Raw genomic sequence first — 26,287 nt, forward strand, 5'->3', positions numbered from 1 at the left:
TCAATCAGGATTTCAAGAAGCCGTTGGCGGCCAGGAAGCTTTCGGTAATGCCACTGCCCTTGCTCGGCTCGGCGGCCTTGTCACCCAGCAGCAAGCGCTCCAGGTAACGGGCCAGCAGGTCGACCTCAAGGTTTACCCGACGCCCTGCGCGGTAGTCGGCCATGATGGTTTCGGACAGGGTGTGCGGGACAATGGTCAGCTCGAACTCGGCGCCATTGACCTCATTGACCGTCAGGCTGGTGCCGTCGACGGTGATCGAACCCTTGTGGGCGATGTACTTGGCCAGTTCCTTCGGTGCACGCACACGGAACTGGATGGCGCGGGCGTTATCGCTGCGCGAGATGATTTCGCCGACGCCATCGACGTGGCCGCTGACCAGGTGCCCGCCCAGACGGGTGGTGGGGGTCAGGGCCTTTTCCAGGTTGACCTTGCTGCCGCCCTTGAGGTCGATGAAGGCAGTGCGCTTGAGGGTTTCGACGCTGACGTCGGCCCAGAAACCGTCGCCAGGCAGCTCCACGGCAGTCAGGCACACGCCGTTGACAGCGATGCTGTCGCCGAGCTTGACGTCCCCCAGGTCGAGCTTGCCGGTTTCGACGTAGACGCGCACGTCGCCACCCTTGGGGGTCAGGCTGCGGATGGTGCCGATGGATTCGATGATGCCGGTGAACATGGGGTCTTCCTCAAAAACGGATTGCGCGGGGCAAGCCCGGCATTATACGCCGGGTGCCGGCAGGGGGATGGCCGTGACCCGCCAGTCATCGCCCACTGCGCGCATTTCGGTAATTTTCAGCCGCGGGGCCTCGCTCATTTTTTCCAGTGGCCAGTCCAGCAATGGGCGGGCATGGGAGCCAAGGAAGGTGCCGGCGACGAACAGCTGGAACTCATCGACCAGGCCCAGGCGGGCAAAGGCACCGACCAGGCCGGCACCAGCCTCCAGCAGGATTTCGTTTACGCCGCGGGCGGCCAGGGCCTGCAGCAGCGCCGCAAGGTCGACCTGGCCATTGTCGCCCGGCAAGCTGAGCAGTTCGTGGCCGGCAGCGGCATAGCGCGGGTCATCTGCGACAGCGGTCACCACCAGTGCCGGGCCGGCCTGGAAGAACGGCGCAGCCAGCGGCAGGCGCAGGCGGCTGTCGACAAGCACCCGCAGCGGGGCGCGGCTGAGGGCCAAGGCGGTGGCGTCGGCATCCAGGCCAAGCTCGGCGCCCCGCACGGTCATGCGCGCGTTGTCGGCCATCACGCTGGTGGCGCTGGTCAACACCACGCTGGAACGGGCGCGCAGGCGCTGTACCGCCGAGCGGGCGGCCGGGCCGGTGATCCACTGGCTTTCACCACTGGCCATGGCGGTGCGGCCGTCCAGGCTCATGGCCAGCTTGGCGCGGACGAACGGCAGGCCGTGCTCCATGCGCTTGAGGAAGCCCGGGTTGAGGGCGCGGGCCTCGGCCTCGAGCACCCCGCTGGCGACCTCGATTCCGGCTTCGGCCAGGCGCCGCAGGCCCCGCCCCGCCACTTGCGGGTTAGGGTCCTGCATGGCAGCGACTACACGCGCCACGCCGGCCTTCACCAGCGCTTCGGCACACGGCGGCGTGCGGCCATGATGGCTGCACGGCTCCAGGGTGACGTAGGCACAGGCGCCGCGGGCACGCTCGCCGGCCTGGCGCAGGGCATGCACTTCGGCATGCGGCTCGCCGGCGCGTACGTGCCAGCCTTCGCCAACCACTTCGCCATCACGCACGATCACACAGCCCACGCGCGGGTTCGGGTGGGTGGTGTACAGGCCTTTGCGCGCCAGCTCCAGCGCACGGGCCATGTAGTGGGCGTCAAGGATGGCGGCTTGGCTGGGCATGTTCACTCTTTAGCTGGCTCACGGGCCAGGCGGTCGATTTCTTCGCGGAACTCGTCGAGGTCCTGGAAGCGCCGGTACACCGAGGCAAAGCGGATATAGGCCACTTCGTCAAGCTTGCGCAGCTCGGCCATGACCATCTCACCCACCACCAGCGATTTCACTTCGCGCTCACCCGTAGCGCGCAGCCGGCTCTTGATGTGCGCCAGCGCCGCTTCCAGGCGCTCGACGCTGACCGGGCGCTTTTCCAGCGCCCGCTGCATGCCGGCACGCAGCTTTTCTTCGTCGAAGGGCTGGCGCGTGCCGTCCTGCTTGATCAGCCTTGGCAGCACCAATTCGGCGGTTTCGAAGGTGGTGAAGCGCTCGCCACATGCCACGCATTCGCGGCGGCGGCGCACCTGCTCGCCCTCGGCGACGAGGCGAGAGTCGATGACCTTGGTGTCGTTGGCACCGCAAAAGGGACAGTGCATGGTGGCAGGCAACAAAAAAAGGGAGGGCCATGGTAGCGCATTGCACTGGCAAGACAAGCCAAAGGGGTTAACATCCATGGGAAATCTGCCCGTGAAGGACTACCCAATGCACTACCGAGCGCTCGTCGTGCTGTGCTGCGCCGCCCTGCTCACCGCCTGTGGCAGCGACAGGCCGAAGACCGAAAACCTGCCGGCACCCACCCCTGCCCGCTCGCCCAAGCAGGCCGACGTACTGGGCCCACTGCCGGCTTATCAGCGCGAGCTCAGCGGCACCTTGCTGGAAATCCCCGCCGGGGCCGACGTGGAGCTGGCCTTGTTGGTCATCGACGAACGCGATCGCCCGCAACGCCTTCTGGCCAGCAGCAACCTCATCGGTACTGGCCAGGCCCTGCCTTACCAGCTGCGCTTCAACCCCGAAGCCTTCCCGGCTGGTGCCCGGGTCGAACTGCGTGGCCGCGCCAGCAGGTCCGGCCAGCTGATCATGCACCTGCAACCGGTGCGCATTATCCAGGCGCAGAGCCAGGCAACCGGCCCGCTGCGTTTCGAGAAGGCGCCTTAAATGGTACCGCTGGCCCTGCAACAGGCGCTCAGCGGCCTGATCGGCGAAGCGCGCCTGGTCGTCAGCGAACTGCCCGACTGCGACCTGAAGTTGTGGCTGATCGACGACCAGAACATGGACCGCGCCTTCAGCAGCGAAGAAACCCGGCGCATTCTTGAAGACCCGCCTTACTGGAGCTTCTGCTGGGCCAGTGGCCTGGCCATGGCACGCTACCTGGCCGAGCGCCCGGAATGGGTAGCCGGCAAGCGGGTGCTGGACTTCGGCGCCGGCTCGGGTATCGCCGGCATTGCTGCAGCGCGCGCGGGTGCGTTGGAGGTAGTGGCCTGCGACCTTGACCCACTGGCACTCGATGCCTGCCGTGCGAACGCTGAACTGAACGGTGTGGAACTGAGCTACAGCGAGGATTTCTTCGCCGAAGATGACCGTTTCGACCTGATCCTGGTTGCCGATGTGCTGTACGACCGCGCTAACCTGCCGCTGCTGGATGCCTTTCTTGGCCGTGGGCGCCAGGCGCTGGTGGCCGATTCACGGGTACGCGACTTCCGTCACCCGCTGTACCAGCAACTGGGCGTGCTCGAGGCGCTGACCCTGCCAGACCTGGCCGAGCCGCACGAATTCCGCCGGGTCAGCCTGTACCACGCCAGTCGCGAGCCTTTATAGTGGTGCTATTCACGGATTTGCGAGAGTCGCGATGAGTCAGGAAACGCCGTACATCTTCGATGCCACCGATGCCACCTTCCAACAGCTGGTGATCGAAAATTCCTTCCACAAGCCGGTGCTGGTGGACTTCTGGGCCGAGTGGTGCGCGCCGTGCAAGGCACTGATGCCGTTGCTGGCGAAGATCGCCGAGGGTTACCAGGGCGAGCTGCTGCTGGCCAAGATCAACTGCGACATCGAGCAGCAAGTGGTAGCCCAGTTCGGCATACGCAGCCTGCCGACCGTGGTGCTGTTCAAGGATGGCCAGCCGGTCGACGGTTTTGCCGGAGCACAGCCGGAATCAGCGATCCGCGCCATGCTCGAACCGCACGTGCAACTGCCCGCCGCCCCCACTGCTTCGCCGCTGGAGCAAGCCAAGTCGCTGTTTGCCGAGAGCCGCTTTGCCGAGGCCGAAGCCCTGCTGCAGGCACTGCTGGGTGAAGACAACAGCAATGCCGAGGCGCTGATTCTGTACGCCCGCTGCCTGGCCGAGCGTGGTGAGCTGGGCGAAGCCCAAGTGGTGCTGGATGCGGTCAAGACTGACGAACACAAAGCTGCACTGGCAGGCGCCAAGGCCCAGCTGACCTTCCTGCGCCAGGCTGCCAGCCTGCCAGAAGTGGCCGACCTGAAAAGCCGTCTGGCGCAGAACCCGCAGGATGACGAGGCGGCTTATCAGCTGAGCATCCAGCAGTTGGCACGCCAGCAATATGAGGCGGCGCTGGAAGGGTTGCTGAAGCTGTTCCAGCGTAACCGTGGCTATGAAAACGGGCTGCCACAGAAGGCGTTGCTGCAGGTGTTTGAATTGCTGGGTGGGGATCATCCGCTGGTTGGGGTTTACCGTCGCAAGCTGTCGGCGGCGATGTTCTGACCTGCGCCGGCCCTCTCGCCGGCAAGCCAGCGTCTACAGGGACTCTACAGGCCTTGATAAGCTGGCTTGCGGGCGATAGGGCCGCCCAGAATACCTCACCCCACCCAGTGATAGACCGGCGCATCTACGCCGCTTTCTACCTTCACCTCACTGCTGTGCCGCAAACGCACCAGCAGCCGTTTGCCCGCCGCCGTACTCCCGGCCAGCCCTTCCAGCCGATCGAGCAATTGCGGCCCGCTCATCTGCCCCGCCAGGCGCAACACCTCACGCGCCGCCGCCCATTGCCCATCATCCTGCCGTGGCGCCGCCACTGGCGCCGCCGCAACCCCTTGCGCTAACGCCGACACCTCGATCTGGCGCCCCAGTTGCGCCCATTCTTCAGGTTCCAGCTCGATGGTCAGGTCCACCGGCCAATCACCAATCTGTCCACGGATTCTCACAATACGTTCCTTGAGCAAGGTCAATGGCCCATGCTACCGCAAGATGAAACCTGCGCCATGCAGGCTGGCGGCGCTTAGAAAAGTTGTTATAACATAACTCAATCATCCAGCCCGCCCCGGAGCCACCCATGCGTCGCCTGCTGCTCGCCCTGCCGTTCGCCCTGCTGCCACTGGGCATTGCCCATGCCCACGATGATCACGACCACGATCACGATCACGCCCATGGCACCCTTGGCGCCCATGAGCATGGCGTGGCCAAGCTGAACGCGGTGCTCGATGGCAATACCCTGGAGCTGGAACTGGACAGCCCGGCCATGAACCTGGTCGGCTTCGAGCATGCCGCCAGCAGCGATGCCGACAAGACCAAGGTCGCCGCCGTGCGCCAGCAACTGGAACAACCCCTGAAGCTGTTCGGCCTCGCGGCGGCCGCAGGCTGCAAGGAAGACCAGCAGGAACTGGAAAGCCCACTGTTCGGTGACGCCGCCAAAGCGGACGACGACGGTGACGAGCATGAGAAAGGCCACGTGCACAGCGACATCAATGCCCACTACCAGCTGACCTGCGCCACCCCGGAAAAACTGGCCCAGATCGACCTCACCCCGCTGTACAAGACCTTCCCGGCCACGCAGAAAATCAACGTGCAACTGATCGGCCCGAATGGTCAGAAAGGCGTCGAGACCTCGCCCGCCAAGGCTGTGGTCGCCTTCTGAAATGAGCCAGGCGTTGATTGAACTGCAGGACCTGGTGTTCGCCTGGCCCCACCAGGCGCCGCTGCTGGATATTCCGGCATTCCGCCTGGATGCCGGCGAAGCGTTGTTCCTGAAAGGCCCCAGCGGCAGTGGCAAGACCACGCTGCTAGGTTTGCTGGGCGGGGTAACCGTACCCGATCAGGGCAGCATCCATTTGCTCGGCCAGGATCTTGGCAGCCTTGGCCAAGGCGCCCGTGACCGCTTCCGGGTCGACCACACCGGCTACATCTTCCAGCAGTTCAACCTGCTGCCGTTCCTGTCAGTGCGTGAGAACGTCGAGCTACCCTGCCGTTTCTCGAACAGCCGCAAGGCCCGTGCCGAGCAGCGCCATGGCAGTGTCGACCAGGCCGCCAGCACGTTGTTGGCGCACTTGGGGCTGGGCGATCCGGCGCTGCTCGCGCGCCGCGCCGACAGCCTGTCGATCGGCCAGCAGCAGCGGGTTGCCGCTGCCCGCGCATTGATCGGCCAGCCCGAACTTGTGATTGCCGACGAGCCGACCTCGGCGCTGGATGCCGATACCCGCGAAGCGTTCATCCACCTGCTGTTCGCCGAATGCCGCGCCGCCGGTTCCAGCCTGCTGTTCGTCAGCCACGACCAGAGCCTGGCGCCGCTGTTCGACCGCCACCTGTCCCTGGCTGAACTCAACCGTGCTGCCAAGCCCCGGGAGGCCTGATGTACCTGCTCCGCCTTGCCTTGGCCAGCCTGGCCAATCGCCGCTTTACCGCCTGCCTCACCGCCTTCGCCATCGCCCTGTCGGTGTGCCTGCTGCTGGCTGTGGAGCGGGTTCGTACCGAGGCCCGTGCCAGCTTCGCCAGCACCATCAGCGGTACCGACCTGATCGTCGGTGCGCGCTCTGGCTCGGTGAACCTGTTGCTGTATTCGGTGTTCCGCATCGGCAACGCCACCAACAACATCCGCTGGGACAGCTTCCAGCACTATGCACACGACCCACGGGTGAAGTGGGCAATTCCGATCTCGCTAGGCGACTCGCACCGCGGCTACAGAGTGATGGGCACCACCACAGATTACTTCAGCCACTACCAGTACGGCCGCCGCCAGCATCTGGAACTGAGCCAAGGGCGTGAGTTTGCCAACGACCCGTTCGAGGTAGTGCTCGGCGCCGAAGTGGCCGAGGCATTGCACTACAAGCTGGGTGACAAGCTGGTGCTGGCCCACGGTGTGGCCGCAATCAGTCTGGTCAAGCACGACGACAAGCCGTTTACCGTCGTCGGCGTACTCGAGCGCACCGGCACCCCCGTCGACCGCACCCTGCATATCAGCCTGGGCGGCATGGAAGCGATCCATATCGACTGGCACAACGGTGTACCCGCCCGTGGCGCCGGGCGCATCAGCGCCGATCAGGCCCGTACGATGGACCTGCAACCTGCCGCCATTACCGCGTTCATGCTGGGCCTGAATAACAAGATCGCCACCTTCAGCCTGCAACGGGAGATCAACGAGTATCGCAGTGAGCCATTGCTGGCGATCCTGCCTGGCGTGGCCTTGCAGGAGTTGTGGAGCTTGATGGGCACCGCGGAGCAGGCGCTGTTCGTGGTGTCGCTGTTCGTGGTGCTGACGGGCTTGATCGGGATGCTCACGGCGATTCTCACCAGCCTCAACGAGCGCCGCCGGGAGATGGCGATACTGCGTTCGGTCGGGGCCCGGCCGTGGCATATCGCCGGGCTGCTGGTACTGGAGGCGCTGTCGCTGGCGGCTGTCGGCATTTTCGCCGGGCTGGGTTTGCTCTATGCAGGGATCGCCCTGGCGCAGGGGTATGTGCAGGCCAACTATGGTTTGTATCTGCCCCTGGCGCTGCCGAGTGCTCATGAGTGGACCTTACTGGCTATCATCCTCGGGACGGCGTTGCTGATGGGCAGCGTGCCGGCGTGGCGGGCCTATCGGCAGTCGCTGGCCGATGGCCTGTCCATCCACCTCTGAGTGCGCGTAATGATCAGACACCTCACCGCCTGCTTCGCGGGCACGCCCGCTCCCACAGGGAGCCCCGCAGGCTTCGGACCTTGTGCAGTACCTGTGCGAGCGAGCATGGCTGCGAAGAGGCCGGCAATGCACATGCTGCTGGCCCTGCTGTTGCTGGTAGCGATGCCTCTATGGGCCGCCGAACCCAAGGAGCTGGACTGGCCCGCGCTGATCCCTGAAGGTGCACCGGTCATCCCGCCGCAACTCACCCCGCTGCACGACATGTCGCAGCTCAGCAACGCCTTGTCTGCCGAGTCCGCGCCGGCCGCACGCCAACAGGCGCCTGATGCGCCTGTGGTGCAAAGCCTCGACGGCCAGCAAATCAAGCTGCCCGGTTACATCGTGCCGCTGGAAGTCAGCGAAGAAGGCCGCACCACAGAGTTCTTGCTGGTCCCCTACTACGGCGCGTGCATCCACGTGCCACCGCCCCCGTCGAACCAGATCGTGCACATTTTCAGCGAAATGGGTGTGCGCGTTGAAGACCTCTACCAGCCTTACTGGATTGAAGGAAAGATGCAGGTTAGAGCCTCCAGCAGCGAGCTGGCCGATGCCGGCTACCAGATGGAAGCGGAGAAAATATACGTTTATGAGCTGAAATGAGAACCGCTTCGAATTTGTAACGACGCTTCTTTGAGCTGGGTCAAACAATCCGTTTAGACGGCTCCGTACCATTGGACTACTCGATTACTCACGTCCTTTGGGAGCTTCCATGAACAAGTCCTTGCTCGGCGCCTCACTTGTGGCCCTTGCGCTCGCCGCCCCTGCCGCCCATGCCTACCAGGCCGGAGACATGATCCTGCGTGCCGGCGCCATCACCACCGCACCGAACGAAAGCAGTGGCGACCTGAAATTCGACGGTAACAAGGTTTCGGGCACCAAGGCGACTCTGGACAGCGACACCCAGCTGGGCTTGACCTTCGCCTACATGCTCACCGACCACATCGGCCTGGAACTGCTGGCAGCTACCCCGTTCAAGCACACCGTGGGCGTCAAGGGCCTGGGCGGCGGCCTGGACGGCAAGCTGGCCGACATCAAGCAACTGCCGCCGACACTGTCGCTGCAGTACTACCCGATGGAGCCGAACTCCAGGTTCCAGCCATATGCCGGTGTCGGCATCAACTACACCTTGTTCTTCGATGAAGACTTGAGCAGCGCCCGCAAGCAGCAAGGCTTCAGCAACCTGAAGCTGCAGGACTCTGTCGGCATCGCCGGCCAGCTGGGTATGGACTACATGCTCACCGAAAACCTGCTGGTCAACGCTTCGGTCTGGTACGTCGACATCGACACCAAGGCCAGCGTCAACGGCCCGACTGCGCTGGGCTATAGCAAGACCAAGGTCGACGTCGACGTCGACCCATGGGTGTACATGGTCGGCCTTGGCTACAAGTTCTGACCGGCACACTGCAGGGCGGCTTCGGCCGCCCTTGTTTTCTGCGGCCATAGCCAGCAGCCAAAAGCCGCCGCGCTGATCGCCATGCCAAGGGCGCAGAGCGCCCCAATGGGTATCAGCTTTTGCCCAGCAGCCGCGCCAAACCCTCGACCATCGGCGTCGCCTGCGGAAAATCGAACCGCGCCAACAGCCGCTGGTTATCCGCCCGCGAATGGCGGATATCACCCGATCGCGCCGCCGCATAGCTGATCGCTGGCAAGCTCCCCACAACCTTCTCCAGCGCAGCCAGCAACTGGTTCAGTGAGGTCGCCTGGTTCAGCCCGATGTTCACCGCCCCTTCCTCAACCTGCGGCTGCTCCAGTGCCTGCACCATCACCTGCACCAGGTCGCCCACGTAAAGGAAGTCACGGGTCTGCTCGCCGTCACCGAACACTGTAATCGGCAAGCCCTGCACAGCACGCTCGCAGAAGATGCTGATCACCCCGGAATACGGTGAGGAAGGGTCCTGCCGTGGCCCGAAGATATTGAAGAAGCGAAACACCACCGGCTCCAGACCATGCTGGCGACGGTAGAAGTCCAGGTACTGCTCACTGGCCAGCTTGTCCACGGCATAAGGGGTCAACGGCGCCTTGGGCGTGTCTTCGGAAATCGACTCCCCTTCACCATTGTTGCCGTACACCGCTGCGCTGGAGGCAAACAGCACCCGACGCAGGCCATGCACGCGCATGGCTTCGCAAACGTTGAGGGTACCGATGAAATTACTCTGGTGGGTACGCACCGGGTCTTCGACCGAGGCCTGAACCGACGCTACCGCTGCCAGATGCACCACAGCACGGCAGCCAGCCGCCGCCTGAGTGACCAGCCCTGCATCGGCAACATCACCTTCGATCAGTTCCAGCCGTGGGTGGTCGACCTGCAGATTGCTTCGCCGGCCGGTGGAGAAGTCGTCGAGAATGCGTACGGCGTAGCCTTTGTCCAACAACGCATCGCACAGGTGGGAGCCAATGAAGCCGGCACCGCCGGTGATCAGGATGGGGGCGTCAGCCATGGCGGTAGAACCGGTCCAGTAGAGGTGGCAAGCCCGCGCGCCAGGCACGCGGCTTGATGCCGAAGGTATGAAGGATTTTCTTGCAAGCCAGTACCGCGTGCTGTGGCTCTTCGCTGGCATCCGGGCGCGCGGCATGGGCCTGCGGCGTGGGGGCCTGAACGGCCAGCTGGCGGTATTGACCGGCCTCGGCGAGGATCGCCTGGCCCAGCGCCAGCGGCGTGGTCGCCTCATTGCCGGCGTAATGGTAGGTGCCCCACAGCGGCGCATTGCAATCAAGTTGCTTGAGTACCGACAGGATCACTCGGGCAGCATCATCGACCGGCGTCGGGTTGCCACGTCGATCATCGGCCAGCAGCAGCTCCTGTGGTTGCTCGGCACGGGTCAGGAAGCGGCCCAATGCGCCATCAATGCTCTCGTCCAGCAACCAGCCAAAGCGCACCAACACATGCTGCGGGCAGGCCGCGCGCACGCTCTGCTCGATGCGCCATAGGGCCTGGCCACGCATGCCCAGCGGCACTGGCTCGTCCTTTTCGCTATAGGCCGTGGCCCGCGAACCATCGAACACACGGTAGCTGGATGGCTGCACCAAGGTGATCTGATGGTGCTGGCACAGCTCTGCCAGCCGCTCCACCGCCCGCTCCTGTTGGGCCAGGCGCGGCTCGCTGACCGACTCGGCCTGGAACCAGTCGAAGTAATAGGCCAGGTTCACCAGCGCGTCGGGGCGATGGTCATCGAGCAGCTGAGTGAGGCTTGATGGCGCCCAGCCGTTCTCGGGCGGGCGCGGTGCCAGGAATGCGATGTCCTCCTCGGCCCCAAGACGAATCAGCGCTTGCCCGAGGGCATTGCCACCACCCAACAGCATTAGGCGCATACGCATAGAGTCAGCAGATCCGGAGAGGTTGATGAGAAAAAAGAGTCATTTTGCGGTTTCCTGCCCGGGAAGTCCAACACCGGACCCGTTCGATGCCACAGGGCGCGATTCCGCAGTTTCACCGCTCAATACCGCCGCAGACAGAAATTTCCTACGACATACGAGGAATGAGCTGACTACCACGTCACGGCATAGCGCCATTGAATAGTCGACTCCCCACTTGCCAGCCAGGGAGTTTCACATAAAAAAGACAAGGACCGTTCAATGCTTCATCCTCGACAATGCTTAAGGCGTTTAGCATTACTCGATCTCGAACAGACCATTGCGCAACGGCCCCACGCTCAACCGCTCGCGCACATCGTCATCTATACGAGGATCATCCGGCCGGTACAGTTTCACCTGCCGGTAGGCATTGATGCGATTGATCTCCTCGCCCAGGTATTCCCACACCACCCGGGTACAGGCCGGGTTGCGCCGGTCGCCGCTGGAGACACCGGCCTTCAGCCCGTTCAGGCGGGTAATACGGCTTTTGAAACTGGGAATGAGGATGGTCTGGCTCATCTCGTTGAAGGTCAGCGACTCATAGTCGATGAGGAACACCCGGTCCTGCAGCTGGAATGCCGCGCCCAGGTAGCGGCAACGTACTTCGGCATGCTGGTCGGTAGCGCTGGAACGCTCCTGACGCTCCTGGCGTTCGAACAGGAAGCGGCCGCGCTCTTCCCACAGGTGCACCAGCGACACCAGGATCGTGCCCGGTACCGACATGCAGTTGGAATACTCGAAGTAGTAACCGCAATAGCGAGACAGGTTACCGGCGTGCTCATGCAGCGGGCGGAACAGCTCGCTGATCGGATCACTGGGCTGCTCGGCCAGCGTCGACACGCGGGCACCGATCAGGCGGGCGAACTGCTCGGCCGGCAGGTTCAGCTCGTAATCCTCGACACCGAAGAAATCACCGATGCGCTTGAGGTTGAAAGCCGTCGGACGGCTCTGCCCGCTCAGGTACTTGTTGAACTGTGCCCGGTTGATTGAAAGCTGGCGGCAAACTTCGGAAATAGAGCGGTAGTGGCTGCAGGCCAGTTTCAGATTGGTAGCGAAATGATCGCTCATGTCAGGAATCCAGGTGACGCGAATGACGCCATTGTAGCATCAGGTCGCATCAAGTCAGAGCAATCCGCGAAATTGTAACCTCTCTTGTCATGGCCAACCATGCGCCCAACGAATAGCGGTGCGCCTGCCGTCCGCTGGTCTTTCCACACGAAGAATAAGAATCGAGGTCATTTTCCAATGCTCGAAGTACTCAACGATTTCCTTTCCGGGAAACTCCTCATCGTGCTGATCGTAGGGCTGGGTAGCTATTTCACCATCCGCTCCCGCTTCGTCCAGTTCCGCCATTTCGGCCACATGTTCGCTGTATTCAAGGAATCGCTGCGTGGCCAGGCAGGCCAGCTGAGCTCCTTCCAGGCCCTTATGCTGAGCCTGGCCGGCCGCGTGGGCGCCGGCAACATCGCCGGTGTCGGTATTGCAGTCACCCTGGGTGGCCCAGGTGCGGTGTTCTGGATGTGGGTCACCGCACTGGTAGGCATGTCCAGCAGCTTCTTCGAATGTACCCTGGCCCAGGTGTACAAACGCGCTGATGGCGACGGCCTGTACCGTGGCGGCCCGGCCTACTACATCCAGCACGGCCTGAAGCTGAAAAGCATGGCCATCGTGTTCTCGATCTTGCTGCTGGTCACCTACGGCTTCGCGTTCATCGGCCTGCAGTCGTACACCGTGACCCACTCGCTGCAGAACGCCTTTGACTTTGCCCCAAGCCACACCGGTCTCGTTCTGGCCGTGCTGCTGGCTGTCACCTTCATCGGTGGCATCAAGCGCATCGCTGCAGTGTCGGACCTGCTGGTACCGGTCAAGACCCTGGCCTACATTGGCGTGACCCTGTATGTGATCGGCACCCAGATCGAACACGTGCCGGCCATGCTGGAAACCATCTTCAAGAGCGCCTTCGGCCTCGACCCAGCCTTCGGCGGCCTGCTCGGCAGCGCCATCGTCATGGGTGTGAAGCGTGGTGTGTTCGCCAACGAAGCAGGCCTGGGCAGTGCACCGAACGTCGCCGCCGTGGCGGCCGTGAAGCACCCTGGCGCGCAGGGCGTGGTCCAGGCGTTCAGCGTGTTCCTCGACACCTTCGTGATCTGCACCTGCACCGCACTGCTGATCTTGCTGTCGGGCTTCTACACCCCAGGCTTTGAAGGTGACGGCATTGTCCTGACCCAGAACTCGCTGGCCGCCGTGGTCGGTGACTGGGGCCGTGTGTTCGTCAGCGTGGCGCTGTCGCTGTTCGTGTTCACCTGCATCCTCTACAACTACTACCTGGGCGAAAACAGCCTGCAGTTCCTCAGCCGCAACCGCGTGGTGCTGATGGTGTTCCGTGGCCTGGTACTGGCACTGGTGGTATGGGGTTCGATGCAGGACCTGTCGACCGTGTTCGCCTTCGCCGACATCACCATGACCTGCCTGGCGTTTGTAAACCTGGTGGCCCTGGCCCTGCTGTTCAAGGTGGGTCTGCGGGTAATGCGCGACTACGACGACCAGCGCAAGGCCGGCGTCCAGCAGCCAGTGTTCGACTCGACCAAGTTCGCCGACCTGGACCTGGACCGCAATGCCTGGCCTGCCAACCCGCAAGTGGAAACAGCCGCTGACAAAGCCGTTGGCCAAGCTCAGCCGCAGCGCTGATATCCTCCCCTGCCCAAGCCGCCCCGTCCGTGGGCGGCTTTTCTCCGCTCACCGCTACGGATGCTTTCCATGCGTGCAGTCAAGAATCTTCTCGTTCTCTATACCGGTGGCACCATCGGCATGCTCGAAACCCCCGAAGGCCTGGCGCCGGCCGGTGGCTTCGAAGCGCGGATGCATGAACACTTCGCCCAGATGGCCGATGCGCCTCAGGTGCAATGGACCCTGCAAGAGCTGAACCCGCTGCTCGACAGCGCCAACATGCAACAGCACAACTGGCTGGCGATGCGCGATGCCATCGTCACGGCAGTGGATGTGGCTGGCCATGATGGTGTGCTGGTGCTGCATGGCACCGACAGCATGGCCTACAGTGCAGCGGCATTGTCGTTCCTGCTGCTGGGCCTGCCAGTACCGGTGCTGATTACCGGCTCGATGTTGCCGGCCGGCGCCCCTGGCAGCGATGCCTGGCCCAACCTGTGTGGTGCACTGCGCCAGTTCGAACAAGGCGTGGAAGATGGCGTGCAGCTGTACTTCCATGGGCAGTTGCTGCATGGCTGCCGGGCCTCGAAACTGCGAAGCGAGGCGTTCGATGCGTTCGTTGCACTGCCGCGCCATCGCGGCAGTGAGCGGGCCGAGGCAATCCCCGCCGAGCTTGGCTACAAGCAGCCACGTCAGCCGGTCAACCTGGCTGTATTGCCGGTATTCCCAGGCTTGCAGGCCGGGCACCTGCAAGGTGTGCTGGACAGTGGTGTGCAAGGCTTGCTGCTGGAGTGCTATGGCAGCGGTACCGGGCCGTCGGACGACTTGCCGTTGCTGGAGGTGTTGCGTGCGGCGCGTCAGCGCGGTGTGCTCCTGGCGGCGATCAGCCAATGCCCTGAAGGCTCGGTGGTGTTCGATACCTATGCCGCAGGTAACCGACTGCGTGGCGCTGGGCTGGTCAGCGGTGGTGGCATGACCCGCGAGGCGGCGCTGGGCAAGATGCTCGCGTTGCTGGGAGCTGGGCTGGATGTAGATGCCGCAGAACAGTGGTTTGCGCTGGATCTGTGCGGCGAGCGGGCTTAGGGTTCACCCTTGAGGCTTTCTTTGCGGGTAAAAATGGCGGAAGGCAGCGGGAGTCGAACCTGCCCGGGAACGGCTGCCGTCCCCAACCGGGTTTGAAGCCCGGCCGCGCCACCGGGCGCGATTGCCTTCCTTGAACTCAGTGCCTGGCCTGCTGCTGGGCCAGGGCGCTGTCGGCGCGGATGTGACGCTGGTCGGCCACCCTGCGGGTCAGGCCGATGCGGTCGAAGTATTCCAGAATCTGCACACTGCGCTTGCGACCGATGCCCAACATATCGCGAAACGCGGCAACCTGCACTATCGGCGTATCCCTGGCCTGCCCCAGCAGCAGCTCTGCCATGCGCTGTAGCGTCGCCTCGGGGTAGAACAAGTCGCGTACCACCTGATGCACCATGCCCAGCCGGGCAAGCTTGCGCAGCAACAGGCGCACATCGGCTTCAGCACAGTTTTCCTCACTGGCCAATGTTCTGACCCAAGGCGGATCGTATTGCCCCGCCAGCAACTTCGGCTGCAAACGCGCCCACATGGCGCTGTCAGCCTCGCTCAACTGTACCTTGTGATCGGGCAAATGCAGCCAAGGCCCGCTGCTGGCAATGAGGCTTTCATCAAGCAGCTCATCCAGCAGGCTGACGAATGCTGGCCTTTCCAGAGGCAAGGCAGCAAAGCGACGCAGGCGGTCACGATCCGGTCCTAGTTGATCGGGCTCCTGCTCATGAAAACGCGCCAGCTGCTCCAGCACCTGCTGCTTCAGCGCTTGCCACTGGGCGTTGGCGAACAGCAGTTGGCCCTGTCGCGTGGCCACAACCAAGACGTCCTCAGGCAATTGCCAGGTTTCGCGCAAGCGATTGAACTGCCGCTCGAGGCGCTGCGGGTCGAGGCCACCAGGAGCGCTGGCGAGCAGTGCCGGCAGCGCCTGCTCAAGGTCTTCGGCATCGCGCAGCGCCCGTAGCTGGCGCAAACGCTCTTCGCTACGGCGTTGGCGGCTTGGTGCGAATGGGTCGAGTACCCTGCCGCCGCCCAAGGTGCGCTGGGCACGCTGGTCGCGCAGCACCAGGCGGTCACCATGCACTGCCTGCAGCGGGGCGTTGAGCAGTAACTGGGCAAACATACGTTGCCCGGCCGTCAGGGTTTCGCCTTCCAGCAACGCAACCCGGGCTGTCACATCCTGGGTGCCCAGGTGCACATGCACGGCACTGAAGTGTTCGAAGGTTCGGGGCTCGTCCGGCAACAGGTTCAGCTCGATATCCACCCGCACACTGGGTGCATGCAGCCATTCGGATACCAGCCAGTCGCCACGGTGCACCTGCTCTGCAGCCAAGCGTTCGGCGGCGATATTCAGCGCCACCCGTTGGCCGGCTTCAGCCACCAATGCTGCCTGGTTCTGCGCATGCAGGCCGCGCACCCTCACCGCTTTGCCGGCCTTGCCCAACAACAAGGTATCGCCGGCACTCACCCGCCCGGCCAGCGCAGTGCCGGTAACCACCACGCCGGCACCAGTAACGGCGAAGGCGCGGTCGACAGCCAGGCGAAAACTGCCGCGCACGCTGCGTTGCCGCACAGTGCTCTCAGCCTCCAGCAAGGCTTGGCGCAACGCGTCGACGCCTTCCCCGCTGAGGCTCGACAAGGGAAACTGCCGCGCTCCGGCATACGGGCCCGGCGCCAGCAGTTCACTGACTTGCAACTGCACCTCCGCCAGACGCGCCGGCTCGACCCGGTCGCATTTGCTGATTGCCACCAGTGCTTGAGGAATGCCCAACAGCTCGATGATCGCAAGGTGCTCGCGGGTCTGCGGCATGACCCCGTCGTCGGCAGCCACCACCAGCAATACCAGGTCGATGCCATGGGCTCCGGCCAGCATGTTGTGGATAAACCGCTCGTGCCCTGGCACATCGATAAAGCCGGTAAGCGGTGCGCCCTCGGTCAGCGCGGCATAGCGGTAGCCAAGGTCGATGGTCATGCCGCGGTCGCGCTCCTCCTGGCGCTGGTCACCGGCCTGCCCGGTCAGCGCCTTCAGCAGTGCGGTCTTGCCATGGTCGATGTGGCCAGCGGTACCTACGATCACTGCACCGGCCCCAACTGCAGGGCGGGCAACTGCGCCAGCCACTGGGCTTCGTCATCCAGCTGGCGCAGGTCCAGCCACAGGGCATCGTCGTCGATGCGGCCCAGCACCGGTACCGGCAGGCCACGCAGGGCCCGCTCCAGCACATGCAGGCTGCGCCCGCGCAACTTCTTCGACACCTGCGGGCGCAGGCACAAGGCCGCACTGGGCAGGCGCGCCACCGGCTGGCTGCCACTGCCGATCATGCCCAACGCAGGCTCTACGCTGACGGCCCACTGCTCACCTAGACATGCCTGCATCTCGGGCATCAGGCGCTCGGCCTGGGCCTGGATCTCGGCCTGGCTTCGGGTCAGCAGGCGCAAGCTGGGCAGGCGCTCGGCCAAGCGATCCGGGTTGCGGTACAGCGCCAACACCGCCTCCAGTGCCGCAAGGGTGATCTTGTCGACGCGCAGTGCACGCTTGAGCGGGTTCTTCTTGATCTTGGCGATCAGCGCCTTGCGGCCGACGATGATCCCGGCTTGTGGCCCACCCAGCAGCTTGTCGCCACTGAAGGTGACAATATCGGCGCCATCAGCCAGGGCTTGGCGCACCGTCGGCTCGGCGGGCAGGCCCCAGCGGGTGAGGTCGAGCAGGCTACCGCTGCCGAGGTCTTCGAGCAGCGGCAGGTCGTGCTGGTGGGCGATGCGAGCCAGCTCGGCGGTGGGCACCTGGGTGGTGAAGCCCTGAATGCTGTAGTTGCTGCAATGCACACGCATCAGCAGGCCGGTGCGCGGGCCGATGGCGGCTTCGTAGTCACGGGCATGGGTGCGGTTGGTGGTGCCGATTTCGTGCAGCTTCACACCGGCGCGGGCCATGATGTCAGGGATGCGAAAGGCGCCGCCAATCTCGATCAGCTCGCCGCGGGAGATGATGCCCTCCTTGCGCGCGCCAAGACTGTTTAGCGCCAACAGCACCGCAGCGGCATTGTTGTTGACCACGGTGACGGCTTCGGCGCCGGTCAGCTCACGGATCAGCCCTTCGATCAGGTCGTCGCGGTCGCCGCGCTTGCCGCTGGCCAGGTCGAACTCCAGGTTGAGCGGGTAGCGAGCGGCAGTCTGCATGGCCTCGATGGCCTCCTCCGGCAGCAAGGCACGGCCGAGGTTGGTATGCAGCACGGTGCCGGTGAGGTTGAAGACGCGGCGGACATGGCTGCGTTGCTGGACGACGAGACGTTCACCGCAACGGCCAAGGAGAACTTCCGGGGCCAGCTCGGCACAGTCGAGTTCGCCATTACGCACCGGTTCACGCAGGTCGTCGAGTAGCTTGCGCAGGGTGGCCAGGACTGCTTCGCGGCCATGGCGGTCTATCAGGGGAAGGCAGGCCGGGTGGCGCAGGAGGGTGTCGATGGAGGGCAAGCGTGGGGTGTCGCTGGCGAGGCTGTTGGACATGCGGTACTACCTTGGACTGATCCGTTGTCTGTTCCGGCCCTTTCGCGGGCATGCCACCCCACAGGATCGTCTGCAAGTCTTGAGGCCTGCCGGTCTTTGTGGGAGCGGGTTTACCCGCGAAAAGGCGACTCGGTACTTCAGTGTAGACACTCACCCACTACCCAGGCGCAAGCATCAGGTTGGGTGCCAGGCGGTGGAAGCCCTCCTCGTCCAGGCGCATGTCCAGCGCCAGGCTGGCCAGGTCGTCGGCCAGCGGTTCGGCCAGCGCATCGTTCTCCAGGTAATTCTGCTTCAGGTAGCTCTCGCACCCTGGGCAGCACTCGGCGCGCAGCGGCGCCTTGCCCGGCGCATGGCGGTCATCTTCAAGACTGGTGTAACGCAAATCCTTGCTTGAATCGCAGTACACGCACTTGACCCGCACCACATGCCACTCACAGGCACATAACGAACAGGCCAGGTAACGCAGGCCATTGTGCTTGCCGCGGTTGCGCACCACGCCGGCCATCGCCGGCGAACCACAAGCCGGGCACTGAGCCAGGCTACTTGCTGGCTTGAGCTCGGGTGTGGGCAGCGCCAGCAGCCAGCTGGACCATGCAGCCTGCAGCGCGGCGCCAAGGAACGGCACCAGCGCCGCCGGCACCGCATCGTACTGGCCTGCGAGCAAGGCAACGCCCCACCCCTTGCGCTGATTTTCATCACTGCTGCGCAGCACGTGCAAAGCCTCGCCCAGCGGGCCAGTAGTTTCACCACGCAACTGCTCGAGAAGGGCCTGCAACCAGACCAGCCACGGCCCCTCACGAACCAGGCTGTCAGCCGCCAGCGGCGGCAAACCATGACTTATGCACAGGCGCTGGCGCTCCTCGGCTACAGGTAGGTCGCCAGGAGGGTTATCCACAAGCTGCTGCTGAATCCGGCAAAGCCGCGCGATCAACTGCAGGTAGTCGCCAAGGGCATTGCCGTGTGCCAGTTGCTCCAGGCGCGCAGCGCGCAGATCGAACAGGTTGGCAGGAGGCAGGTGGAGAAACGGCGGCATCACCGCCGACGCTTCAATCTGCCCGGGTTCGAGTATCGTGCTCAAGCGCTCATCCTTCTTTTCGTCCGTGATTGCCCGGCGTCTTGTCGCCGGTCACTTCGCGGTACCACAACTCATGGTGCTTGCGGGCCCAGGCACGGCTGACCCAGCCGTGCAGCATGGCGCCGATCGAGCCTTTGATCCAGATACCGGCGTAGATGTGCACGATGATGCTGAGGATCAGCACGAACGCCGCCAGTGCGTGCAACAACGCCGACAGGCGAATGACTTCGATGCCGAACCAATGGCTGAAATACGCGCGCCAGATCACCACGCCACTCACCAGCAGCACCAGCATGCACACCAGCAGCGTCCAGAACAGCAGCTTCTGCCCAGCATTGTATTTGCCGACTGGAGGTACACCCTCCTCCTCATTGCGCATCACCCGGTCCACCCGGCGCAGCCACAGGCGGTCATTGGCGGTGATGAAGTTGGCCCGCCAGAAGCGCAGCACCAGGCCGAGGAAGAACACGAACATCGCCACCCCGATGAAAGGGTGCAGGATGCGTGTCCACGGCCCGCCGCCGAACAGGTTGCTGAGCCAGAACAGCGCCGGGTGGAACAGCGCCAGCCCAGACAGCCCGGCGAGAATGAACAGGATCGCCACCACCCAGTGGTTACTGCGCTCATTGGCGTTGTAGCGCAGGATCGGTTTGTTGTCGTTCATGGCCGCTGCTCCCCTTGCCCACCGGGCTTGGTCGGATCATAGACATGCACCGCTGGGTCTACCTGATGCACGCTTGGGTCTGGCGTGGCCGGGTGCTCATCCTCCTCCACACGCTGTGGCCCGATTCGCACATAGTGGAAGAACCCCGCCAGTACTGCTGCGCCCATCGCCAACAGCGCCAGCGGCTTGGTAATACCTTTCCACAACCCCACCAGCGGGCTGATCACCGGCTGGTCCGGCAGGCCGGCGTACAGCTTCGGCGTGTCGGCATGGTGCAACACGTACATCACATGGGTGCCCCCGACGCCGTCCGGGTCATACAGCCCGGCATTGTCGTAGCCGCGCGACTTGAGGTCGACGATGCGCTCGGCCGCATGCACTTTCATCTCGTCCTTGCTGCCGAACACGATTGCCCCCGTCGGGCAGGTCTTCACGCAGGCGGGCTCCAGGCCCACGGTCACGCGGTCGGAACACAGAGTGCACTTGTACGCTTTGTGGTCCTTCTGCGAGATGCGCGGGATATTGAACGGGCAGCCAGTGATGCAGTAACCACAACCGATGCAGTGGTCCTGATTGAAGTCGACGATGCCATTGGCGTGCTTGATGATCGCCCCCGGGCTTGGGCAGGCTTTCAGGCACCCGGGCTCGGCGCAGTGCATGCAGCCGTCCTTGCGAATCAACCATTCCAGGTTGCCGTCGTCGCGCTCGTGCTCGGTAAAACGCATCAAGGTCCAGGTCTCGGCGGTGAGGTCCTGGGGGTTGTCGTAGGTGCCGTGGTTGTGGCCGACCTCGTCACGCAGTTCGTTCCACTCCGAACACGCCACCTGGCAGGCCTTGCAGCCAATGCACTTGGTGGTGTCGATCAGCTTGGCAACTTCCTCCTGCTGGCGTACCGAGGGCGGTACGGTGGTGGTGGCCGAGCGGGCGATGATGTCTTGGCTGGCCATCAGAGTTTCTCCACTTTGACGAGGAAGGACTTGGACTCTGGCGTCTGCGTATTGCCGTCACCGAGGAATGGCACCAGGGTGTTGGTCAGGTAGCCATGCCGGGTGGCACCGGTGAAGCCCCAGTGCAGCGGGATGCCGATCTGGTGCACGGTTTGGTTGTTGACCTGCAGCGGCCGTATACGTTTGGTCACCACTGCCACGGCATCGATATGCCCACGCTTGCTCGACACCCGCACCCGGTCGCCAGCCTTGATGCCTTTTTCGTTGGCCAGCACCTCGCCAATCTCGACGAACTGCTCAGGCTGAGCGATGGCGTTGAGCCGACAATGCTTGCTCCAGAAGTGGAAGTGCTCGGTCAGCCGGTACGTGGTCGCCGCGTACGGGAACTCGTCGTGCTTGCCAAGGGTTTCCCACACCGAGTCGAAGATACGCCCCGCCGGATTGCTGATCACCTTCTTGTTCTGCGGGTGCAGCGGGTTGATGCCAATCGGCGTTTCGAACGGCTCGTAGTGCTCGGGGAACGGGCCTTCGGCCATCTTGTCGATGGCGAAGAAGCGCGCCACCCCTTCAGGGTTCATGATGAACGGGTTCATCCCCGCCTCGGGTGGCGAGTCGACCTTGAAGTCGGGCACGTCGGTACCGGTCCAGGCTTTGCCGTTCCACCACACCAGGCGCTTCTTCTCCGGGTCCCATGGCTTGCCCTGCGGGTCGCTGGAAGCGCGGTTGTAGAGGATGCGGCGGTTGGCCGGCCATGCCCAGGCCCAGTTCTGCACCTGATGCATGCCGTACGGGTCGCTGTTGTCGCGGCGGGCCATCTGGTTGCCCTGCTCGGTCCAGCAGCCGGCGAAGATCCAGCAACCAGACGCGGTACTGCCGTCGTCCTTCAGTTGGCCGAAGCCGGATAGCTGCTGGCCGGCCTTGAGCATGGCGCCCGTGGCGTCGGTCAGGTCGGTGACCGCCCAACCGTTCATTTCCTTGGCCAGTTCCTCCGGGGATGGCTCGTCTGGAATCTTGTACGGCCAGCTGATGTTCATGATTGCGTCAGGGTACGCACCGCCCTCGGCCTGGTAGCGTTGGCGCAGGCGCAGGAACAACTCGCTCATGATCTGCACATCGGTACGGGTCTCGCCCGGGCCGTCGGCCCCCTTCCAGTGCCACTGCAGCCAGCGGCTGCTGTTGACGAGCGAACCGTCTTCCTCGGCAAAGCAGGTGGTGGGCAGGCGAATTACTTCGGTCTGGATGTTGGCCGTGTCGACATCGTTGAACGGCCCGGCATTGCGCCAGAACTCCGAGGTTTCGGTGGCCAGCGGGTCCATCACCACCAGCCACTTGAGCTTGGCAAGCGCGGCCGTGACGCGGTTCTTGTCCGGCAGCGCAGCGATCGGATTGAAGCCTTGGCACATGTAGCCGTTGACCTTACCCTGACTCATCATCTCGAACATGCGCAGCACGTCGTATGCCGGCACATCAAGCTTGGGCAGCCAATCGTAGCCCCAGTTGTTTTCTGCCGTGGCGTTGGCGCCGTACCAGGCTTTCATCAGGCTGACGTGGAACTTGCCGTAGTTCTGCCAGTAAGAAAGCTGCCCCGGGCGCAGTGGCTTGGAAGCACGCTTGTCGATATAGGCGGCGTAGTCCTGCTCGGCATCGCCAGCCAGCGTCAGATAGCCCGGCAGCGAGTTGGACAGCAGGCCGAGGTCGGTCAGGCCTTGGATGTTGGAGTGCCCACGCAAGGCGTTCACCCCGCCGCCCGGCATACCGACGTTGCCCAGCAGCAACTGGACCATGGCCGCACTGCGGATGATCTGTGCACCGATCGAGTGCTGTGTCCAACCCAGCGCGTAGAGAATCGTCATGGTCTTGCCCGGTACCGAGCAGGTGGCGATCTCTTCCCAGACCTTCATCATGGCGTCCTGCGGCATGCCACAGGTCATGCTGGCCAGTTCCGGGGTGTAGCGGCTGTAGTGCTGCTTCATCAGCTGGAACACGCAGCGTGGGTGCTGCAGGGTCGGGTCGACCTTGGCAAAGCCGTCCTCACCCAGCTCGTAACCCCAGCCCGACTTGTCGGCATACACGCGCTTGGCCTCGTCGTAGCCGCTGAACAGCCCATCCTCGAAGCCATAGTTTTCTTTGACGATGAACGACACATCTGTGTAATTGCGCACGTATTCGTGCTGGATCTTGTCGTTGCTGATCAGGTAGTTGATCAGCCCGCCCATGAAGGCGATATCGGTGCCAGTACGGATCGGCGCGTAGTAGTCCGCCACCGAAGCGGTACGGGTAAACCGCGGATCGACCACGATCAGCCGCGCCTTGTTATGCGCTTTGGCCTCGGTCACCCACTTGAAGCCGCACGGATGCGCTTCTGCTGCGTTGCCACCCATCACCAGGACCAGATTCGCGTTGGCGATATCGGACCAGTGGTTGGTCATGGCGCCACGGCCGTACGTCGGGGCAAGACTTGCCACCGTCGGGCCATGTCAGACACGAGCCTGGTTATCGAACCCCAGCATGCCTGTTGCGCGGACGACCTTGTGGGTCAGGTAGCCAGCCTCGCTAGAGGCGGCGGAAGCAGCGAGGAAACCGGTGGTGAGCCAGCGGTTCACCGTTTGCCCCTGGGCATTCTTCTCGATGAAGTTGGCGTCGCGGTCCTTCTTCATCAGGTCGGCGACACGGTCGAGCGCTTCGTCCCAGCCGACCCGCACCCACTCCTTGCTGCCCGGCTTGCGTACTTCCGGGTACTGCAGGCGGCTCGGGCTGTGGATAAAGTCCAGCAGGCCGGCGCCTTTCGGGCAAAGGGTACCGCGGTTGACCGGGTGGTCGGCGTCCCCTTCGATATGAATGATGTTCTGTTTGACGTTTTTGCCCGCATCGCCTTGGCTGTACAGGATCAGGCCGCAGCCGACCGAGCAGTAAGGGCAGGTGTTACGGGTCTCTTTGGTATGCGCCAGCTTGAAGTGGCGCACCTGCTCGGCGAATGCCGGCGTTGGGGCCATGCCCAACGCCGCAAGGCTCGAGCCTCCAAGGCCGACGGCGGCGACCTTGAAGAACTGCCGACGGTTCAGGTCCATCGTGCACTCCTGATCAGGTAGTGGACGCACGGAACATGGCCGGCGCCTCTTGGTAGTCACGGTGGCCGCCAATTGAAGGCTGCCAGTAGGTAAGACTAGTCAAGAATCGAGAAGGTGCGATGACATGGGTCAGGGGTGCGAGGAATTGATTGTGTCTGGAGGCGTTGGCGCTGCCGGGTGCCTACCTCAGGTTCTATGGCGCTTGTGAGATCGAGCACCACGCGGGCGGCCCTCGATTTCATAGGCGCTGGATCAGTTATGGCTAGCACCTGGTGGCCCTCACAATCTTTAGGGTTCCACCGGCCATAAAAAAACCCAAGACTAGTGCCTTGGGTTTCTGATTCAGCTAGACGCCTTACCGCTCTGATCAGAACGGAATATCGTCATCGAAGCTGTCGAAGTCAGCCGCCGGCTGAGGTGCTGGCTGCTGCGGCGCCGGGCGCTGCTGCTGCGCCTGTTGCGGGCGCTGGGCCTGCTGGCGTGGCGGTGCCTGGTTGTACTGTTGCTGCTGGCCGCCACCATAGTTGCCGCCACCCTGGTTGTACGGGTCGCCGCCCTGCTGCTGCCCCTGCGGACGACCGCCGAGCAGCTGCATGGTGCCGTTGATGTCGACGATGATCTCGGTGGTGTAGCGCTTGATGCCGTCTTTTTCCCACTCGCGGGTCTGCAGCTTGCCTTCGATGTAGCACTGCGAACCTTTGCGCAGGTACTCGCCGGCGATTTCGGCAACCTTGCCGAACAGCGACACACGGTGCCACTCGGTACGCTCGACCTTCTGGCCCGACTGCTTGTCAGTCCACTGCTCGCTGGTGGCCAGGCTCAGGTTGGTCACGGCGTTACCGTTGGGCAGGTAGCGGACTTCGGGATCCTGGCCACAGGTGCCGACCAGAATGACTTTGTTAACCCCACGGGCCATAACGTTCTCCTAGGCTTCGCACGCCGAAGAGGCTGGATTCACCAGTCGCTCGAGGGTCGCGCGGTCCAAAATTTTCGTATCCAGTTTTATATAGATGGCGGCTTCTTCTGCCACCACCACGGCGTCGGTTACACCCGGCACGGCCATCAGGCGGTCGGTCAGGCCGGCTTCCCGGACTGCCTCTGGCGTCAGCGGCATGCGCAGGCTGGTCACATACGGCGGCTCGTTCATGCGCAAGGCAACGATCAGCCAGATGGCACACAGCACCGCGCAACCGAGGAACACCGTGTCCAGCCCACCGTGCTGGAACAACCAGCCACCAAGGATCCCGCCCAGCGCCGCGCCAAGGAACTGGCTGGTGGAGTACACCCCCATTGCAGTCCCCTTGCCACCGGCAGGCGACACCTTGCTGACCAGCGAAGGCAGCGACGCCTCCAGCAGGTTGAATGCGGTAAAGAATACCACGGTGCCAATCACCAGTCCGCGCAAACCGTCAGCCCACTCCCAGAAGTATATCTCTGTCAGCAGCAGGACACTGACTGCGCCCGCCAACACACGTTTCATCTTGCGCTTTTTTTCGCCGTAGATGATGAACGGGACCATTGCAAAAAATGAGATGAACAGCGCGGTCAGGTATACCCACCAGTGCTCCTCCTTGGGCAGCCCGCCGCGCTCGACGAAAGCCAGTGGCAGCGCGACGAAGCTGGCCATGAGGATGGCATGCAGGATGAAGATGCCCACGTCCAGGCGCAGAAGGTCCGGGTGGCGCAGGGTCGGGCCGATGGCCTGGCGTGCCACACCCGACTCGCGGTGCTGCAAAATGCTGTGCGTGTTGGGCACGACAAAAGCGACCAGCAGGATGCCGACCAGAGCAAGCCCGGCAGTGGCCAGGAACAATCCTGACAAACCAAAGGCGCTTGTCAGCAATGGCCCAACGACCATGGCCACGGCGAACGACAAACCGATGCTCATGCCGATCATGGCCATGGCCTTGGTCCGGTGCTGCTCACGGGTGAGGTCGGACAGCAGGGCCATGACCGCAGCAGAAATCGCCCCGGCGCCCTGCAGGATACGCCCGGCGATCACGCCCCAGATGGAGTCGGCCTGGGCCGCCAGCACACTGCCCAAGGCAAAGATCACAAGCCCCAGGTAAATGACCGGGCGGCGGCCGATGCGGTCGGAAATCATCCCGAACGGTATCTGCAATACCGCCTGGGTCAGGCCATAGGCACCAATCGCCAGGCCAATCAGCGCAGGCGTGGCACCGGCCAGGTCCATGCCGTAGGTGGCCAGTACCGGCAAGACCATGAACATGCCCAGCATACGAAAGGCAAAGACCAGGGCCAGGCCGCCAGCAGCGCGGGTTTCGCCGCTGCTCATGCGCTCGTTGTGGGTGTCGTGCATGGAGTAACCTCGTGTGAACCGGCGGCGATTCTA

Annotated in this window: 25 protein-coding genes and 1 tRNA gene; 10 read left to right on the forward strand and 16 right to left on the reverse strand. The window is 63.5% G+C overall.

What is annotated here, in order from left to right:
* Positions 1-4: 4 nt before the first annotated feature.
* From OO258_RS18865 to nrdR, 3 genes are read right to left on the reverse strand one after another with little or no spacing between them, the layout of a single operon-like run.
* Positions 5-670: a riboflavin synthase gene (locus OO258_RS18865; protein ID WP_110745234.1), complete on the reverse strand. Its 666-nt coding sequence runs from the start codon at positions 668-670 to the stop codon at positions 5-7.
* Positions 671-712: 42 nt separating this feature from the next.
* A complete protein-coding gene (gene ribD / locus OO258_RS18870; protein WP_266032038.1) occupies positions 713-1,843 on the reverse strand; it encodes a bifunctional diaminohydroxyphosphoribosylaminopyrimidine deaminase/5-amino-6-(5-phosphoribosylamino)uracil reductase RibD in 1,131 nt (376 codons plus the stop codon).
* 2 nt (positions 1,844-1,845) lie between these two features.
* The gene (nrdR, locus tag OO258_RS18875) at positions 1,846-2,310 is read right to left on the reverse strand and encodes a transcriptional regulator NrdR (protein ID WP_003255402.1); all 465 of its coding nucleotides are present in this window, start codon (positions 2,308-2,310) and stop codon (positions 1,846-1,848) included.
* Between the two features lie 106 nt (positions 2,311-2,416).
* On the opposite strand from nrdR, the gene OO258_RS18880 reads away from it, so the two are divergent.
* From OO258_RS18880 to trxA, 3 genes are read left to right on the forward strand one after another with little or no spacing between them, the layout of a single operon-like run.
* Entirely contained in the window at positions 2,417-2,869 is a 453-nt protein-coding gene (locus tag OO258_RS18880; RefSeq protein WP_266032039.1) for a YbaY family lipoprotein, read from the forward strand.
* Entirely contained in the window at positions 2,870-3,529 is a 660-nt protein-coding gene (locus OO258_RS18885; RefSeq protein WP_266032040.1) for a class I SAM-dependent methyltransferase, read from the forward strand.
* A gap of 31 nt (positions 3,530-3,560) precedes the next feature.
* A complete protein-coding gene (trxA, locus tag OO258_RS18890; RefSeq protein ID WP_266032041.1) occupies positions 3,561-4,433 on the forward strand; it encodes a thioredoxin in 873 nt (290 codons plus the stop codon).
* A gap of 95 nt (positions 4,434-4,528) precedes the next feature.
* Here trxA and OO258_RS18895 read toward each other — a convergent pair whose 3' ends face one another.
* Entirely contained in the window at positions 4,529-4,873 is a 345-nt protein-coding gene (locus tag OO258_RS18895) for a hypothetical protein (RefSeq protein ID WP_266032042.1), read from the reverse strand.
* A 128-nt stretch (positions 4,874-5,001) separates the two neighbouring features.
* Here OO258_RS18895 and OO258_RS18900 point away from each other — a divergent pair, with 128 nt between their 5' ends.
* The 5 genes from OO258_RS18900 (at position 5,002) to OO258_RS18920 (ending at position 8,992) form a co-directional block, all read left to right on the forward strand.
* Positions 5,002-5,583: a DUF2796 domain-containing protein gene (locus OO258_RS18900; RefSeq protein ID WP_266032043.1), complete on the forward strand. Its 582-nt coding sequence runs from the start codon at positions 5,002-5,004 to the stop codon at positions 5,581-5,583.
* A gap of 1 nt (position 5,584) precedes the next feature.
* Entirely contained in the window at positions 5,585-6,295 is a 711-nt protein-coding gene (locus tag OO258_RS18905) for an ABC transporter ATP-binding protein (protein ID WP_266032044.1), read from the forward strand.
* Positions 6,295-7,560: an ABC transporter permease gene (locus tag OO258_RS18910; RefSeq protein ID WP_266032045.1), complete on the forward strand. Its 1,266-nt coding sequence runs from the start codon at positions 6,295-6,297 to the stop codon at positions 7,558-7,560. The genes OO258_RS18905 and OO258_RS18910 overlap by 1 nt, the downstream gene beginning before the upstream one ends.
* A 126-nt stretch (positions 7,561-7,686) precedes the next feature.
* Positions 7,687-8,199 carry a DUF3299 domain-containing protein gene (locus OO258_RS18915; protein ID WP_266032046.1) on the forward strand — a complete coding sequence of 171 codons (513 nt, stop codon included), beginning with the start codon at positions 7,687-7,689 and terminating at the stop codon, positions 8,197-8,199.
* Between the two features lie 109 nt (positions 8,200-8,308).
* The gene (locus tag OO258_RS18920) at positions 8,309-8,992 is read left to right on the forward strand and encodes an OmpW/AlkL family protein (RefSeq protein WP_016497769.1); all 684 of its coding nucleotides are present in this window, start codon (positions 8,309-8,311) and stop codon (positions 8,990-8,992) included.
* Between the two features lie 112 nt (positions 8,993-9,104).
* Here OO258_RS18920 and OO258_RS18925 read toward each other — a convergent pair whose 3' ends face one another.
* The 3 genes from OO258_RS18925 to OO258_RS18935 form a co-directional block, all read right to left on the reverse strand.
* Complete coding sequence (locus OO258_RS18925) at positions 9,105-10,037, reverse strand: NAD-dependent epimerase/dehydratase family protein (protein WP_266032047.1); 933 nt, start codon at positions 10,035-10,037, stop codon at positions 9,105-9,107.
* Entirely contained in the window at positions 10,030-10,914 is an 885-nt protein-coding gene (locus OO258_RS18930; RefSeq protein ID WP_266032048.1) for a sugar nucleotide-binding protein, read from the reverse strand. The genes OO258_RS18925 and OO258_RS18930 overlap by 8 nt, the downstream gene beginning before the upstream one ends.
* A gap of 294 nt (positions 10,915-11,208) precedes the next feature.
* Positions 11,209-12,018, reverse strand: coding sequence for a helix-turn-helix domain-containing protein (locus OO258_RS18935; protein WP_266032049.1), 810 nt, complete (start codon positions 12,016-12,018; stop codon positions 11,209-11,211).
* 177 nt (positions 12,019-12,195) lie between these two features.
* Between OO258_RS18935 and OO258_RS18940 the strand changes: the two genes are divergently transcribed.
* Both OO258_RS18940 and OO258_RS18945 read left to right on the forward strand, forming a co-directional pair.
* Positions 12,196-13,638, forward strand: coding sequence for an alanine/glycine:cation symporter family protein (locus OO258_RS18940; protein ID WP_266032050.1), 1,443 nt, complete (start codon positions 12,196-12,198; stop codon positions 13,636-13,638).
* Between the two features lie 69 nt (positions 13,639-13,707).
* Positions 13,708-14,697, forward strand: coding sequence for an asparaginase (locus OO258_RS18945; protein WP_416309221.1), 990 nt, complete (start codon positions 13,708-13,710; stop codon positions 14,695-14,697).
* 34 nt (positions 14,698-14,731) lie between these two features.
* On the opposite strand, the gene OO258_RS18950 is transcribed toward OO258_RS18945, so the two are convergent.
* The 9 genes from OO258_RS18950 to OO258_RS18990 all read right to left on the reverse strand — a co-directional run bounded on the left by OO258_RS18950 (position 14,732) and on the right by OO258_RS18990 (position 26,254).
* Positions 14,732-14,827 (reverse strand) — tRNA-Sec (locus tag OO258_RS18950).
* A gap of 6 nt (positions 14,828-14,833) precedes the next feature.
* Positions 14,834-16,756, reverse strand: a complete 1,923-nt coding sequence (gene selB / locus OO258_RS18955; RefSeq protein ID WP_266032052.1) for a selenocysteine-specific translation elongation factor — start codon at positions 16,754-16,756, stop codon at positions 14,834-14,836.
* The gene (gene selA, locus OO258_RS18960; RefSeq protein WP_266032053.1) at positions 16,753-18,180 is read right to left on the reverse strand and encodes an L-seryl-tRNA(Sec) selenium transferase; all 1,428 of its coding nucleotides are present in this window, start codon (positions 18,178-18,180) and stop codon (positions 16,753-16,755) included. The genes selB and selA overlap by 4 nt, the downstream gene beginning before the upstream one ends.
* Positions 18,181-18,337: 157 nt before the next feature.
* Positions 18,338-19,258: a formate dehydrogenase accessory protein FdhE gene (gene fdhE / locus OO258_RS18965; RefSeq protein WP_266032054.1), complete on the reverse strand. Its 921-nt coding sequence runs from the start codon at positions 19,256-19,258 to the stop codon at positions 18,338-18,340.
* Between the two features lie 4 nt (positions 19,259-19,262).
* The gene (locus OO258_RS18970; protein WP_110745252.1) at positions 19,263-19,919 is read right to left on the reverse strand and encodes a formate dehydrogenase subunit gamma; all 657 of its coding nucleotides are present in this window, start codon (positions 19,917-19,919) and stop codon (positions 19,263-19,265) included.
* On the reverse strand, positions 19,916-20,866 hold the full coding sequence (fdxH, locus tag OO258_RS18975; protein ID WP_266032055.1) for a formate dehydrogenase subunit beta: 951 nt from the start codon (positions 20,864-20,866) through the stop codon (positions 19,916-19,918). Before fdxH ends, OO258_RS18970 begins: the two co-directional genes overlap by 4 nt.
* Positions 20,866-23,934 (reverse strand): formate dehydrogenase-N subunit alpha, encoded by a 3,069-nt coding sequence (fdnG, locus tag OO258_RS18980; RefSeq protein WP_266032056.1) that lies wholly within the window; start codon positions 23,932-23,934, stop codon positions 20,866-20,868. The genes fdxH and fdnG overlap by 1 nt, the downstream gene beginning before the upstream one ends.
* A 367-nt stretch (positions 23,935-24,301) precedes the next feature.
* Positions 24,302-24,850, reverse strand: coding sequence for a single-stranded DNA-binding protein (locus tag OO258_RS18985; protein ID WP_266032057.1), 549 nt, complete (start codon positions 24,848-24,850; stop codon positions 24,302-24,304).
* Positions 24,851-24,859: 9 nt separating this feature from the next.
* Positions 24,860-26,254 carry an MFS transporter gene (locus OO258_RS18990; RefSeq protein ID WP_266032058.1) on the reverse strand — a complete coding sequence of 465 codons (1,395 nt, stop codon included), beginning with the start codon at positions 26,252-26,254 and terminating at the stop codon, positions 24,860-24,862.
* Positions 26,255-26,287 lie beyond the last annotated feature (33 nt).

The organism is Pseudomonas sp. DCB_BI, assembly GCF_026240995.1.
Classification (GTDB): domain Bacteria; phylum Pseudomonadota; class Gammaproteobacteria; order Pseudomonadales; family Pseudomonadaceae; genus Aquipseudomonas.

What these genes read in the sequence shown, in the direction of transcription:
- OO258_RS18865 (WP_110745234.1), bottom strand. Translation starts at nt 670, where the DNA reads ATGTTCACCGGCATCATCGAATCCATCGGCACCATCCGCAGCCTGACC.
- ribD (WP_266032038.1), bottom strand. Translation starts at nt 1,843, where the DNA reads ATGCCCAGCCAAGCCGCCATCCTTGACGCCCACTACATGGCCCGTGCG.
- nrdR (WP_003255402.1), bottom strand. Translation starts at nt 2,310, where the DNA reads ATGCACTGTCCCTTTTGCGGTGCCAACGACACCAAGGTCATCGACTCT.
- OO258_RS18880 (WP_266032039.1), top strand. Translation starts at nt 2,417, where the DNA reads ATGCACTACCGAGCGCTCGTCGTGCTGTGCTGCGCCGCCCTGCTCACC.
- OO258_RS18885 (WP_266032040.1), top strand. Translation starts at nt 2,870, where the DNA reads ATGGTACCGCTGGCCCTGCAACAGGCGCTCAGCGGCCTGATCGGCGAA.
- trxA (WP_266032041.1), top strand. Translation starts at nt 3,561, where the DNA reads ATGAGTCAGGAAACGCCGTACATCTTCGATGCCACCGATGCCACCTTC.
- OO258_RS18900 (WP_266032043.1), top strand. Translation starts at nt 5,002, where the DNA reads ATGCGTCGCCTGCTGCTCGCCCTGCCGTTCGCCCTGCTGCCACTGGGC.
- OO258_RS18905 (WP_266032044.1), top strand. Translation starts at nt 5,585, where the DNA reads ATGAGCCAGGCGTTGATTGAACTGCAGGACCTGGTGTTCGCCTGGCCC.
- OO258_RS18910 (WP_266032045.1), top strand. Translation starts at nt 6,295, where the DNA reads ATGTACCTGCTCCGCCTTGCCTTGGCCAGCCTGGCCAATCGCCGCTTT.
- OO258_RS18915 (WP_266032046.1), top strand. Translation starts at nt 7,687, where the DNA reads ATGCACATGCTGCTGGCCCTGCTGTTGCTGGTAGCGATGCCTCTATGG.
- OO258_RS18920 (WP_016497769.1), top strand. Translation starts at nt 8,309, where the DNA reads ATGAACAAGTCCTTGCTCGGCGCCTCACTTGTGGCCCTTGCGCTCGCC.
- OO258_RS18925 (WP_266032047.1), bottom strand. Translation starts at nt 10,037, where the DNA reads ATGGCTGACGCCCCCATCCTGATCACCGGCGGTGCCGGCTTCATTGGC.
- OO258_RS18930 (WP_266032048.1), bottom strand. Translation starts at nt 10,914, where the DNA reads ATGCGTATGCGCCTAATGCTGTTGGGTGGTGGCAATGCCCTCGGGCAA.
- OO258_RS18935 (WP_266032049.1), bottom strand. Translation starts at nt 12,018, where the DNA reads ATGAGCGATCATTTCGCTACCAATCTGAAACTGGCCTGCAGCCACTAC.
- OO258_RS18940 (WP_266032050.1), top strand. Translation starts at nt 12,196, where the DNA reads ATGCTCGAAGTACTCAACGATTTCCTTTCCGGGAAACTCCTCATCGTG.
- OO258_RS18945 (WP_416309221.1), top strand. Translation starts at nt 13,708, where the DNA reads ATGCGTGCAGTCAAGAATCTTCTCGTTCTCTATACCGGTGGCACCATC.
- selA (WP_266032053.1), bottom strand. Translation starts at nt 18,180, where the DNA reads ATGTCCAACAGCCTCGCCAGCGACACCCCACGCTTGCCCTCCATCGAC.
- OO258_RS18970 (WP_110745252.1), bottom strand. Translation starts at nt 19,919, where the DNA reads ATGAACGACAACAAACCGATCCTGCGCTACAACGCCAATGAGCGCAGT.
- fdxH (WP_266032055.1), bottom strand. Translation starts at nt 20,866, where the DNA reads ATGGCCAGCCAAGACATCATCGCCCGCTCGGCCACCACCACCGTACCG.
- OO258_RS18985 (WP_266032057.1), bottom strand. Translation starts at nt 24,850, where the DNA reads ATGGCCCGTGGGGTTAACAAAGTCATTCTGGTCGGCACCTGTGGCCAG.
- OO258_RS18990 (WP_266032058.1), bottom strand. Translation starts at nt 26,254, where the DNA reads ATGCACGACACCCACAACGAGCGCATGAGCAGCGGCGAAACCCGCGCT.